This window comes from Pseudomonas sp. E315 (assembly GCF_055406205.1).
The window spans coordinates 44,374-57,463 of the sequence record NZ_JBUZPJ010000006.1 but is presented as its reverse complement, the minus strand read 5'-3'; the positions used below and the strand labels follow the sequence as shown (position 1 = coordinate 57,463).

Genomic DNA, 13,090 nt, shown 5'->3' with positions numbered 1-13,090 from the left:
CACATCGAATGGCTCTAATTTTTAATTTACGACTAACGACGAGACCTTATGGCCACTCCCAGCGCTAGCTCTTATAACGCCGACGCCATCGAAGTCCTCTCGGGCCTCGACCCGGTGCGCAAGCGCCCCGGCATGTACACCGACACCAGTCGGCCAAACCATTTGGCCCAAGAAGTCATCGACAACAGCGTCGATGAAGCCTTGGCCGGGCACGCCAAGTCGGTGCAAGTCATTCTGCACGCCGACCACTCGCTAGAAGTCAGTGATGACGGGCGCGGCATGCCCGTGGACATTCACCCCGAAGAAGGTGTGTCAGGCGTCGAGCTGATCCTGACCAAGCTCCACGCGGGCGGCAAGTTTTCGAACAAAAACTACCAGTTCTCCGGCGGCCTGCACGGCGTGGGGATTTCGGTGGTCAACGCCTTGTCGACTCAGGTTCGGGTCAAGGTCAAGCGCGACGGCAACGAATACCAAATGACATTCGCCGATGGCTACAAAGCCACCGACCTCGAAATCGTCGGTACTGTTGGCAAGCGCAACACCGGCACCAGCGTGTACTTCGCGCCAGACCCTAAGTACTTCGACTCGCCCAAGTTTTCGGTCAGCCGCCTTAAGCACGTACTCAAGGCCAAGGCCGTGTTGTGCCCCGGTTTGTTGGTTTCCTTTGAAGACAAAGGCACCGGCGAAAAGGTCGAGTGGCATTACGAAGACGGCCTGCGCTCGTATTTGGTCGATGCGGTCAGCGAATTTGAACGCCTGCCCGACGAGCCGTTTTGCGGCAGCTTGGCCGGCAATAAAGAAGCCGTCGATTGGGCGCTGTTGTGGTTGCCAGAAGGCGGCGACAGCGTGCAGGAAAGCTACGTCAACCTGATCCCGACGGCGCAAGGCGGCACCCACGTCAACGGTTTGCGTCAGGGCTTGCTTGATGCGATGCGTGAGTTTTGCGAGTTTCGCAGCCTGTTGCCGCGTGGCGTGAAGCTGGCGCCTGAAGACGTCTGGGAGCGCATTGCTTTTGTGCTGTCGATGAAGATGCAAGAGCCTCAGTTCTCTGGCCAAACCAAAGAGCGTCTGTCGTCGCGTGAAGCGGCGGCTTTTGTGTCGGGTGTGGTTAAAGATGCGTTCAGCCTATGGCTCAACGCCAACCCCGAACTGGGCATGCAACTGGCCGAGCTGGCGATCAACAACGCCGGGCGCAGGCTTAAGGCCAGCAAAAAGGTAGAGCGTAAGCGCATCACCCAAGGCCCGGCCTTGCCGGGCAAGTTGGCGGACTGCGCCGGGCAAGACCCGATGCGTTCGGAGCTATTTTTAGTCGAAGGTGATTCCGCTGGCGGTTCGGCCAAGCAAGCACGAGACAAGGAGTTTCAGGCGATCCTGCCGTTGCGCGGCAAGATCCTCAACACCTGGGAAGTCGATGGCAGCGAAGTGCTGGCCAGTCAGGAAGTGCATAACATCGCCGTGGCCATTGGCGTTGACCCCGGCGCGGCAGACATCAGCCAGCTGCGTTACGGCAAAATCTGCATCCTCGCCGACGCCGACTCCGATGGTTTGCACATTGCGACCTTGCTCTGTGCATTGTTTGTGCAGCACTTCCGCCCGTTGGTGGACGCCGGTCACGTGTATGTCGCCATGCCACCCTTGTACCGGATCGATCTGGGCAAAGAGATTTTCTACGCGCTGGACGAAGCCGAGCGTGACGGGATCTTGGATCGTCTGGTAGCCGAGAAAAAGCGCGGCAAGCCGCAGGTCACGCGATTCAAGGGGCTGGGTGAAATGAACCCTCCGCAACTGCGTGAAACCACGATGGACCCGAACACCCGTCGCTTGGTGCAACTGACGCTGGAAGACTTTGCCGCTACCTCAGAAATGATGGACATGCTGCTGGCTAAAAAACGCGCAGGTGATCGCAAGTCCTGGCTGGAATCCAAAGGTAACCTCGCGCAGGTGCTGGCCTGATGCGCAGTGCCTTGCTGGCGTTGCTCTGTGTGGTCGCAACGCCAGTAATGGCCCAAGCCTGGCCTGAGCTGGCGTTGCAGGCCGAGCATCCGGTTGAAGGTATGCGCGGTCGCAACCTGTCGGGGCTGGCGCTGTGTCAGGGCGAGATGTGGGCGGTGTCTGATCGCGATGATGATCAAATTTATCGCCTTGATACCCGCTATGCCCTGTGGCACGCCGAGCCGTTGGCCCTTAATGTGCCGTCGCCTCCTGAAAGCGGCTTGCCCTGGGGCGTGCGCATGATGGGTAAAGCCATTAGCCCGTTGCGCGGCGGCGATCTGGATTTTGAAGGGATTACCTGCGACGACGCGGGCAATCGGTATGTGGTCAGCGAGTCTTATGCGGCGGTGCTCAACATCCCGCAAACGGGCTCACCTGCGTGGCTCAAGATCGACTCGGCGCTGGTGCGACAAGCGCGCGCCAGCGGCATGTTGCTGCATTTCAATGCGCTGTTTGAAGGCATTGCTGTCAACCCGCAAGGCAATCAAATCTGGTTGGCTGCCGAGCGTGAACGCCGGGGTTTATTGACCATTCGCAAGCAGCAGAGTGTGTGGGAGTGCGAGGGCGGCTGCGTCTTGATGAGCGAGGGCGGGCTTGAGCAAGCCCCGCCACAGCTCAAAGTTCGGGCGCAACAAAAGGACTTTGCCGATCTGGCGTTGTTTGAGGGCAAGTTGTTCACCCTTGAGCGCATGGCCTATCGCATTTGCCGTCGCACCCCGAGCACGGGCGAAGTTGAGCGCTGCTGGTCATTTGCCAATGACGCATTAACCGATGCCCGCCGATACAAATCGGCTTACGGCAACGCGGAGGCTTTGAGCTTGGATGCCAAGGGCGTGTGGATCGGTGTTGATAACGGCAACCATGTGCGCGCCGATGGCGAGAAGCGGCCTGTTGTTTGGCGCTTTGCAGCGCCACAAGGTGGTTGGGGCGCCAAATCATGAGCCAGCAAGCACCGGGTAAGGGCGCAGGGCGCATCTTTATGATTCTGGCCTGGTGCGCCGGCTTGTATTTGGCGACCCAGTTTTTCGGGCGCTGGGAGCAGCATCAAGAAAACCCCAACACCGAGGTCTCCTCGCAGCAAGGCGAGGGTTATATCGAAGTCACGTTGCTGGGCAATACGCAGGGGCACTTTGTTGCCAGCGGACGAATTAACAACGTGCCCGTGCAATTTTTACTCGATACCGGAGCCACCGATGTGGCGGTTCCGCTGGATTTGGCCCAGCAACTGGCGCTGCCCAAAGGCGCGCCCGTTACCTTGAGCACCGCCAATGGCCGGGCTCAGGGTTACCGAACTCAAATTGATCGCCTGCAACTGGGTGCCATTGTGCTGCGCGACGTGCGTGCCGTGGCGGCTCCGGGGCTTGAAGGCGAACAAGTGCTGCTGGGCATGAGCGCTTTGAAAAAACTTGAATTTACTCAGCGCGGCGGCACCATGCTGCTGCGCCAGACAACGAACTGAATGAGGTCCGCATGAGCGACTCCCTTGATCTCAGCCTGGACGGCGTAGAACGCCGGTCACTGGCCGACTTCACAGAACAGGCCTACCTCAACTACTCCATGTACGTGATCATGGATCGGGCCTTGCCGCACATCGGCGACGGTCTTAAGCCTGTACAGCGGCGTATTGTGTACGCCATGAGCGAATTGGGGTTGGACGCAGACTCCAAGCACAAAAAATCGGCCCGTACGGTCGGTGACGTTCTGGGCAAGTTCCACCCGCACGGCGACTCGGCGTGTTACGAAGCAATGGTGCTGATGGCGCAGCCGTTTAGCTATCGCTACACCTTGGTCGATGGTCAGGGTAACTGGGGTGCGCCGGATGATCCCAAGTCCTTCGCGGCCATGCGATACACCGAAGCACGCTTGTCTCGTTACTCCGAAGTGCTGCTCAGCGAGCTGGGCCAGGGCACGGCTGACTGGGTGCCGAACTTTGACGGCACGATGGACGAACCTGCGGTATTGCCTGCACGTTTGCCGAATATCCTGCTCAATGGCACCACTGGCATCGCGGTGGGTATGGCCACAGATGTGCCGCCACATAACCTGCGTGAAGTTGCTACCGCCTGTGTGCGCTTGCTCGACGAGCCCAAGGCGACCGTTGAGCAATTGTGTGAACACATTCAAGGCCCGGACTACCCGACTGAAGCTGAAATCATTACCCCGCGCGCGGATCTGCTGAAGATCTACCAAACGGGGCGCGGCTCGGTGCGCATGCGTGCCGTGTATCACGTTGAAGACGGCGACATTGTTGTAACGGCGTTGCCGCACCAAGTGTCCGGCGCCAAGGTGCTGGAGCAAATCGCCGCGCTGATGCAAGCCAAGCCGACCAAGCTGGCGATGGTGACTGACTTGCGCGACGAGTCAGACCACGAAAACCCATGCCGCATCGTGATCATTCCGCGTAACAACAAGGTAGATCTCGATGAGCTGATGCAGCATTTGTTCGCTGTGACTGAGCTGGAGTCGACCTTCCGGGTCAACATCAACATCATTGGTTTGGACGGCAAGCCCCAGCTGAAAAACCTGCGCGCTTTGTTGGTGGAGTGGCTGGAGTTCCGTATTAATACGGTGCGCCGCCGCTTGCAGTTCCGCCTCGATAAAGTCGAGCGCCGCCTGCACCTGTTGGACGGTTTGCTCACCGCGTACCTGAACCTGGACGAAGTGATTCACATCATTCGTACCGAGGAACACCCCAAAGCGGAGCTGATTGCGCGCTTTGGTCTGACTGAAACTCAGGCCGATTACATCCTCGACACGCGCTTGCGCCAATTGGCACGTCTTGAAGAGATGAAACTGCGCGACGAACAGGACGCGCTACGTAAAGAGCAAGCCAAGCTGCAAGCTTTGCTGGGCAGCGAGACCAAGCTCAAGAAGCTGGTGCGCACTGAGTTGCTGGCCGACGCAAACACCTATGGCGATGACCGCCGTTCACCGATTGTGTCGCGTACAGAAGCCAAAGCCCTGTCGGAAAACGAGCTGATACCGACTGAGCCCGTTACCGTTGTGCTGTCTGAAAAAGGTTGGGTACGTTGCGGTAAAGGTCACGACCTTGATGCGACTGGTTTGTCCTATAAGGCCGGGGATGGTTACAAAACCGCTGCGGCCGGGCGCTCCAACCAGTTTGCCGTGTTTATTGACTCCACCGGGCGCAGTTACTCGGTCGCAGCGCATACCTTGCCGTCGGCACGGGGCCAAGGCGAGCCGTTGACCGGGCGTCTTACGCCGCCACCGGGTGCAACGTTTGAGTGCGTATTGCTGCCTGAAGACGACTCGCTGTACGTGATCGCTTCTGATGCCGGTTATGGTTTTGTGGTCAAAGGTGAAGACCTGCAAGCCAAAAACAAAGCGGGTAAAGCGTTGCTCAGCCTGCCAAAAGGCGCGCAAGTCATGCTGCCGCGTCCGGTGGCTGATCGCGAGCACAACTGGTTGGCCGCTGTGACCACTGAAGGGCGCTTGCTGATCTTTAAAGTCAGCGACTTGCCGCAGCTGGGTAAGGGCAAAGGCAACAAGATCATCGGCATTCCCGGGGATCGCGTGGCAAGCCGTGAAGAGTACGTTACCGACATCGCGGTACTGCCGGACAACGCGACATTAGTGTTGCAGGCCGGTAAGCGCACCTTGTCGCTTAAGGCTGACGACCTTGAACACTACAAAGGCGAGCGTGGGCGACGGGGTAATAAATTGCCTCGCGGCTTCCAGCGTGTCGACGCGTTATTGGTAGAAACTCCCAATTAAGGCTGTTTAGAGCGCTCGATCTGCGTTTTATCGCGTAGATCGGCGCAACAGCGCTGGAGTCGTGCCTGATATTCGCGGATGATATGGCGCACTTGAGGCCACGCCCATGGCGATGTGCCCTACGAATTTCTCGAGAATCACACTGTGGCTCGCCCATTCGCGACCACCTGGATGGAATGATGAACGTTCTGCGCCTTCCTTTAATTGTGTTGCTGGCTGGTGTGCTTGGTCTGGCGGGGTGCAGCGTGCACCAGCCAGCGTCCTTGTATCAGCTAGACAGCGGTACCCCAGGCCAGCCAACGCAAAGCGCTGGCATGGCCGTATTGCTTGGCCCGGTGACCGTGGCTGACTACCTGCAACGTGAAACCCTGTTGCAGCGTCAGGCCGATGGCAGCCTGAGTGCTGCCACTGATGGTCGTTGGGCGGGCAGCTTGTCGGCGGACATCGATCAACTGCTGGTACGCCAACTGGCGTGGCGGCTTGACAGTCAGCGCGTCGTGCTGGCCCCGGCCACTGCGGGTTTTACCCCTGATGTGCAAGTCTTGCTGTCGATTACCCGACTTGACTCTGGCAAGTCGCAGCCCGCTATTTTGGATGCTCAATGGCGTTTGATCGACCGTCGCGGGCAAGTACGTGACAACCGCATGATCCATCTGGAGCAGCCGCACGAAGGCAGCACGGCAGATCAGGTCAAGGCCCAAGGCCAGTTGTTACAGCAATTGAGCGAGCAATTAGCGGTAGCACTCAAGCCGCTGGCCAACCAACCGCCTGTGGTTGAAGCCCGCAAGCCGGAGCCAAAACCTGCACCCAAGGCAGATGTCGAAAAGCCAAGAATCCCTATGGCTTCACCGATTCGCACTGACATGGAAGTGTTCCGCTTCTGAGCCTGTCGGCCGAAACGAAAAATCCCGCACATGTGCGGGATTTTTTGTGGATAACTTCAGGGCCTTGGTCGCGCAATCAATGGCTGCGCAGGCCCTGTTTTCGCAACAGCTGTCGCAGGCTTTTTACTCGCGAGTCTCGTGCATGCGCGCCAGTTGGCGTTCGAGCATTGATGGGTAGGGCTCCATCAGGCGCTCAACGCAGCAAGCACCTTCTGGGCTGGCAATCGGGCGAATACGTGCGCGTTGACGGATCAGCGGATCGTCGCTGATTTGACGCTCAACCAGCAGCAGGTTGCGGCTGTGTTGCGACAGAGCCAGGGCGTCTTGCGCGGTTTCGGTCAGCAGCAGGTCGATCTGGCTCAAACCACTGAGGCCCTCGCCCAGCACCAGGCCCAACTGCAATTGTAAGGTGATGCCGCTGTCTGCCACTTCGATTTGCAAGGCGTGCCCCAGAGCGCGCAGCAGTTCACCGCAGCAGATGGCGTTAGTCAGGTAATCGTCGCCGCTGTCTTCGCTGTGGAACAACATCAATGTGCTGCCATCGTTCAGCGTGTGCAGTTCGCTTTGATACAGAGAGGCGGCCTGATCCAGACAATCGCGATAACGCTGCAGCAGTTCCATCAAGCGGGCGCGGGGTAAGCGTCGCAGTTGTTCCTGTGCGCCCAATTGCACCGCCAGGACGGCGCTTGGTTGTGGCACTGATGGAACCACCGGTTGCGGCTTGGCCTGCGACGTGGGTGCAGCGTTGGCTGGGCTGCTGTCACGCAGGTCAGCGAACGGGTCTTCTTCGTCGGTTTCGTCTTCTTCGGTGCTGATTAACTGGCGCGGTGCCGCTTTAGGGGCGGGCATGGCCGGTTTTTCGTCGAAAGTAGGGTCGCGCAGGCTGCGCACTTCGAAGGTTGGCTCGTTGTCTTCGGCCTCTTCTTCGTCGTAATCCGCCTCTGGCTCTGGCTCCGGTTCTGGCGCCGCAGGTGCGAGACGGGTGTGCAGTTGACGTGCCAAATCGCCGATTTCGTCTTGGCGATTAACCGCAGGTGTGTACGGGTCTGGTTCGCGCAACCACACGCGCAGTTGCAGCAAAGGCGTCGTAATGTGCCGGCCCAAACGCAGGCTCAAGGCCAGCGCCAGTGCAAGCAAAATGGCGCTCAGGATGCCCATGCTTTGCAGGCTGATGGTCATCGGCTGTTCGAACTGGTTCATGTCCAGGCTGATACGCAGGTGCCCGGCCGTTACATCCTGAAAGGTGATCTTGGTTTGATAAACGCCTTCGGCTTCGCCCAGCAAGCCGGTTTTGGGGCGCTGACCGGCTTCGGCGAGGATGCGGTTATCGACGCTATAAATAGCGGCGTGGGCCACCAGCGGGTTTTTAGTCAGGTTGTTGAGCAGCACGTTGAGGCTGAGGATGTCGTTGGACACCAGCAGTTCAGTTGCCGAGGTGGCGGTTTGCGTGGTCAGGCTCTGCCCCAGCGCATCGGCTTGCTCGTGCATGGCTTGCTTGAATTGCAGGCCCATGACCACCGCGTAAATGACCAACGCCAAGGCGACCAAAATCACGTTGTGGCTGGCAATACGCAGAGCAAGCGGAATGCGACGATCGCGCAGGGCCCGGAAGATCAGCAGAAAGAAGTTATCGGTTTTGACAGGCAATGGCCGGTTCACTGAGCGCGGCTCTTAGTCCGTTAAGTTGGAGCGCAGTATAGCGAGCAGCCCTGAGGCGGCAAAGCCTTGGCGATGCCCGATGGTCACTGAAAGTGGGTAGAATGCGTTTTTTTTAGTGAATGGGGGTGTGCCTTGCGCGAAATCGTCCTGATAAACATCACGGGTGAGGACCGTCCGGGTCTCACTGCAGCCATTACCGGCGTACTGGCCAGCAATGGTGTGAACATTCTCGACATTGGTCAGGCCGTCATCCACGGTGTTTTGTCGTTAGGTTTTTTGGTTGAAATTGCGCAAGCCGAGCAGGTAGCGTCGGTGCTTCAAGGCATCCAGCCTCTGATTGCCAAAGAGGGCCTGCAACTGCGTTTTGACCCTATTACTGAAGACCGCTACAAGCATTGGGTGAATGAGCAAAGCCAGAAGCGTCATGTGGTGACACTGATGAGTCGCCGAGTGACAGCCCATGAATTGCAGCGCGTGACGTCAGTGATCAGTCAGCACGGTCTGAACATTGAGCAGACCGATCGCTTGTCAGGGCGCGTACCGCTGGACGCCCCGACTCATCTGAGCAAAAGCTGCATTGAGTTGCGTGTGTGTGGCGAGCCGACTGACATTGCCAGTTTGCGCACAGCGTTCTTCAATTTGGCTCAAGAGCTGAACGTGGATATCGCGCTACAAGAAGACACCCTGTTCCGTCGTCATCGCCGCTTGGCGGTGTTCGACATGGACTCGACCCTGATCGAAGCCGAAGTGATCGACGAGTTGGCCAAGGCAGCGGGTGTGGGTGACAAGGTGTCCGAAATCACCGAGCGCGCAATGGCTGGCGAGCTGGACTTTAAGGCCAGCTTCAAAGAGCGTCTGGCGTTGCTTAAAGGTCTGGACGTAGGGGTGTTGGACGCCATTGGTGCATCGTTGCGTTTGACCGAAGGCGCAGAAGTGCTGTTCGCTGAGCTTAAGCGGCTGGGCTACAAAACTGCGATCTTGTCTGGCGGCTTTACCTACTTTGCCAAACAGTTGCAGGCCAAGCTGGGCATTGATTACGTGTTTGCTAATGAGCTGGCAGTGGTCGACGGCAAGGTCACAGGCGTAGCGGTCGAGCCGATTGTTGACGCTCAGCGCAAGGCAGATTTGCTGCGCGAGCTGGCACAAAAGGAAGGCCTGAGCCTGGAGCAGACCATTGCGGTCGGTGATGGCGCCAATGACTTGCCAATGCTTGCCATTGCCGGGTTGGGTGTCGCGTTTCGTGCAAAGCCGCTGGTGAAAAAATCGGCCAAGCATGCGATTTCAACATTGGGGCTTGATGGTGTGTTGTACCTGTTGGGTCAGCGCGACCGCAACAGCCAGGGCTAATCCCTGACCTGTAAGCGCTGGCGAAAGCTGCGATCTGTTGGATGATCGAAGCCTTCGCCAACGCCTACGGGGCGGCGGGTGTTACGCCGCGTTAACCGGGGCACCCATGCTTTGTCCCATCATGACCGGCGTTCCCGCCGTCATGTTCTCGGCCCATTTCACCTGCTCAGGGCCAAACAGCACGATCGCAGTAGAACCCAACTTGAAGCGACCCAGTTCGGCCCCTTTTTCCAAGTGGATGGGCGCACGGGCGGCTTCGTCGTAACGGAAGGTTTTCAGCTCGCGCTTAGGCGGCGTCACCAAACCTGCAAACACGGTTTCAATCGACGCGACGATCATCGCCCCAACCAGCACGACAGCCATTGGGCCACGCTCGGTATCAAAAATGCACACCGCACGTTCGTTGCGAGCAAACAGCTCGGGCACGTTTTCGGCTGTGGTTTGGTTGACCGAGAAGAGTCGGCCCGGCACGTAAATCATTTCGCGCAGGGTGCCCGCCAATGGCATGTGAACGCGGTGGTAGTCCTTGGGCGACAGGTAAATGGTGGCAAAGTCGCCGCCCATAAACGGTGCTGCCACGGCCGGATCGCCGCCCACCAGCTCCAGCACGCTGTAGCTATGGCCTTTGGCCTGAAACACGCGGCCATGCTCAATGGGGCCAAGTTGGCTGACGGCGCCATCGGCCGGGCTCAATACTGCGCCGGGGGTTTGGTCCAGCGGGCGTGCGCCGTCTTTCAAGGCGCGGGTGAAGAAGGCGTTGAAGTGCTCGTACGCGGTGACGTCTTCAATCAGGGCCTGAGACATGTCCACTTGATAACGCTTGGCGAACCAGGTGGTGAACGCATTTTTGAACCAGCGCACGCGGCATTCGGCTACGCAGCCGGCCAGACGGGACAACAGGTGATGCGGTAACAGGTACTGACTCAGGAGGAACAAACGCTTTTTCATTACAAGTCCTTAATTTTTTACAGGCAGTTCTACAGGCGTATCGGGGTGGTTGCCCCATTCGCCCCAAGAACCGGCATAGCCTTTAACGCGAGGATAACCGAGCGATTTGGCGACCAGATACGTAAAGCCAGAGCGGTGGTGAGTCTGGCAGTGGGTAATGACTTCTTTGTCTTTGCTGATGCCCAGATCGTTGAGGATCTGGGCCATGTCGGTGCGAATACGCAGGCTGCGGGCTTTGTCCATGCCTGAGGTCCATTCGAAATGTTTGGCGCCGGGGATGTGTCCACCCTTGGCTGCCAGCACTTTTTCGCCGGTGTATTCAGCTGCGCTGCGTGCGTCCCAAATCGCGAGATCGGCGGCACCCAAACGACTTTGCAGGTATTCACGGGTTGCGGTGGGCTCGTCATGCAAGGTCAGGGCAACGTGCTTGGCAACAGCCGGTGGCACGTCTTGAGTCAGCTCATAACCTTCGGCGATCCACGCGTGAATGCCGCCGTCCAGATAGTGATAGTTTTTGTGCCCGATCACATCCAGCAGCCAGATAAAGCGCCCGGCCCAGCCGCCGCCTTCATCGTCATACACCACGTAGATTGCATTGGGGTTGTGCCCCAATTCGCCAAACAGCGTTTGAAGCGACGCTTGAGTCGGCAACAGGCCGGGCGCTGGAGGCTGGCCCAGTTGCGTGCGCTTGGGGTCGATGAAACGAGCCCCTGCTATATGCCCCGCCTCATAGCGAGCGGCACTGCTCAGGTCGACCAAAATCAAGTGTGGAGCATCAAGCCGAGCGAGCAGGTCGCGAGGCTCAATGACTAACGGCAAGCCAGAGAAGTCAGGCATGTGAGGTCTCCAGAGCGAAAAAGGGGCAAATTGTAACGTAACCGCTAGCGCCCGCGCGTAGTAAAGCTGTTCAGAGCTTTTTCAATGCATTGCGCTGTTTTACCAAACGCCTGCACGGTGATCTCTGAAAGCGGGCCGCCACCTTGGTCTGCCAGCACCAGCATCACAACGCGGCCGTTATTGCTCAGTGACCGTAGCAGCAAATGCTCGCCGGGGAACAGGTTGCGCAGGTTGTTGGGCAAGGCTGCAGAAATCTGTGCGTTGTTTTCGGGGGTGAGGCGAATTTGCGCGGGCTGCGTCAGTAAGCGCCGCAGGCCGGGGCTTTGGGTGACGTCCAGGTTGAGGTCGAAAGCCGCTTTGGGCAAGCCGGCCACTTGGTGGGCGCGTAGGGTGGTGGACGTTTTATCGGCCATCAACAAAATGACCCGGCGCATGCCACACGCCACCAGTGCGTCACGGGCGCAGGTGGTCAGGTGCATCGAGTTGGTAAATGCACTCGGCTCGGCGAGTAACTCCCCGCAGTGTTTGCGCCATACCACCAGCGCTTCTGCGGAGGGCGGTGGGGCTGGCAGCAGGCCGCGATGCACGCGGCGCATGTCCCAAGGCCAGACAAGTGCCTCGGCCGGGTGCCACAAATCGGGCATTGCGTGATAACGCCCGCTGCTGGCGGCGTTTTGGTGAACCTGTTGCTGTAAGTCATCCAGCGGTATTTGCAGGTACAGGCTGGTCAGGTATTGCCAGCGCAGGTTGTGCGGCGTATCCCACGCTTGCTGCGCCGATAACGCCAGGCCGTTTGCCAACAACACTGTATTGGCTGGCTGGTTGAGCCAGCGCCGCAGCGACGGATCAGCGTCCAGACGTTGTTGCTGGCGCAGGCGATGATGATTGTCGCGGGCGATGTGCAGCACTTTGACCAGCGTGCGCTGCTCATCGGTGATGACTGCGTAACCTTGCAGCACCCACGCAGGCAGGCGCCACAACTCAGCCAGTGAACGGCAGATCTCAAACAAGCGCACACCGAACAGTTTTTGCTCAACCTTGCTCGCGCATTCGCCCTTGTGAATCACCCGCAGCTCCCATTCTTCGAGCTGTTCGGGATGAGTCAGAGCCATCGCCCACAATGGCGACAGAAACAGCAAGCTGCCCCAATAAATTTCTTGCCACAGACGCGCTAAACGATTGGCGAATAACCCGCTGGCTTGTTGCGCAGCATGCTGGCTAATCAGTTGAATTTGTCGAAATGCCTGTGGGATTTCTTCCGTAGGTAGCGCGGGAAGACGCTCCATCAGTTCTTGCGTACGGGTCAGACCTAGTCGGTTGATCGCCACTTCAAGGCTCTCGGCGGGTTCGCTCAGGCTGCCATGCGTGTGGTGATTAGCCTCGCGGATCAGGCTCAGCGCCAGCGCGGGGCTGTCTTGCATAAGCTCGGCAATTTCGCGCAATGAGCGGCGATTGTCGTTGATCGCCTTGCAAACCTGATCGTGACTGTCCTGCGCAATGGGCAGGCGAACAGCGTCGAGCTGTTTGACCCAGGCTTCGAGGGTAGAAGGAATGTTGGTCGCTGTGGTGGTTTCATTTGCCATGATGGGAGCGCGCTTTTAATCCGTTGTTTACACGCCCGGAATGGGCCCAACTGGCTTTTCGCCTTTACGGCCTATAGTCTGGCGCAGTTTCGCCGATAAGGAGAA

Annotated in this window: 10 protein-coding genes; 6 read left to right on the top strand and 4 right to left on the bottom strand. The window is 58.4% G+C overall.

The window, feature by feature from the left end; genetic code table 11:
* Positions 1 to 48 precede the first annotated feature (48 nt).
* The 5 genes from parE to ACZRJQ_RS10760 all read left to right on the top strand — a co-directional run bounded on the left by parE (position 49) and on the right by ACZRJQ_RS10760 (position 6,611).
* Complete coding sequence (gene parE / locus ACZRJQ_RS10780) at positions 49 to 1,953, top strand: DNA topoisomerase IV subunit B (RefSeq protein ID WP_463978341.1); 1,905 nt, start codon at positions 49 to 51, stop codon at positions 1,951 to 1,953.
* Complete coding sequence (locus tag ACZRJQ_RS10775) at positions 1,953 to 2,933, top strand: esterase-like activity of phytase family protein (protein ID WP_463978340.1); 981 nt, start codon at positions 1,953 to 1,955, stop codon at positions 2,931 to 2,933. The genes parE and ACZRJQ_RS10775 overlap by 1 nt, the downstream gene beginning before the upstream one ends.
* On the top strand, positions 2,930 to 3,451 hold the full coding sequence (locus ACZRJQ_RS10770) for a retropepsin-like aspartic protease family protein (RefSeq protein ID WP_463978339.1): 522 nt from the start codon (positions 2,930 to 2,932) through the stop codon (positions 3,449 to 3,451). Before ACZRJQ_RS10775 ends, ACZRJQ_RS10770 begins: the two co-directional genes overlap by 4 nt.
* 11 nt (positions 3,452 to 3,462) lie before the next feature.
* Positions 3,463 to 5,727: a DNA topoisomerase IV subunit A gene (gene parC / locus ACZRJQ_RS10765; protein WP_463978338.1), complete on the top strand. Its 2,265-nt coding sequence runs from the start codon at positions 3,463 to 3,465 to the stop codon at positions 5,725 to 5,727.
* A 179-nt stretch (positions 5,728 to 5,906) separates the two neighbouring features.
* Complete coding sequence (locus tag ACZRJQ_RS10760) at positions 5,907 to 6,611, top strand: PqiC family protein (RefSeq protein ID WP_463978337.1); 705 nt, start codon at positions 5,907 to 5,909, stop codon at positions 6,609 to 6,611.
* 123 nt (positions 6,612 to 6,734) lie between these two features.
* On the opposite strand, the gene ACZRJQ_RS10755 is transcribed toward ACZRJQ_RS10760, so the two are convergent.
* Positions 6,735 to 8,270, bottom strand: a complete 1,536-nt coding sequence (locus ACZRJQ_RS10755; protein WP_463978336.1) for an AhpA/YtjB family protein — start codon at positions 8,268 to 8,270, stop codon at positions 6,735 to 6,737.
* Between the two features lie 132 nt (positions 8,271 to 8,402).
* Between ACZRJQ_RS10755 and serB the strand changes: the two genes are divergently transcribed.
* Entirely contained in the window at positions 8,403 to 9,617 is a 1,215-nt protein-coding gene (gene serB, locus ACZRJQ_RS10750) for a phosphoserine phosphatase SerB (protein ID WP_463978335.1), read from the top strand.
* Between the two features lie 81 nt (positions 9,618 to 9,698).
* Here the strand turns inward: serB and asd are convergent, their stop codons facing one another.
* The 3 genes from asd to ACZRJQ_RS10735 are packed head-to-tail and all read right to left on the bottom strand — an operon-like array spanning position 9,699 to position 12,985.
* The gene (gene asd, locus ACZRJQ_RS10745) at positions 9,699 to 10,565 is read right to left on the bottom strand and encodes an archaetidylserine decarboxylase (protein ID WP_463978334.1); all 867 of its coding nucleotides are present in this window, start codon (positions 10,563 to 10,565) and stop codon (positions 9,699 to 9,701) included.
* Between the two features lie 9 nt (positions 10,566 to 10,574).
* A complete protein-coding gene (locus ACZRJQ_RS10740) occupies positions 10,575 to 11,402 on the bottom strand; it encodes a rhodanese-like domain-containing protein (protein WP_463978333.1) in 828 nt (275 codons plus the stop codon).
* Between the two features lie 44 nt (positions 11,403 to 11,446).
* Positions 11,447 to 12,985 (bottom strand): HDOD domain-containing protein, encoded by a 1,539-nt coding sequence (locus tag ACZRJQ_RS10735; protein WP_463978332.1) that lies wholly within the window; start codon positions 12,983 to 12,985, stop codon positions 11,447 to 11,449.
* Positions 12,986 to 13,090: the final 105 nt, after the last annotated feature.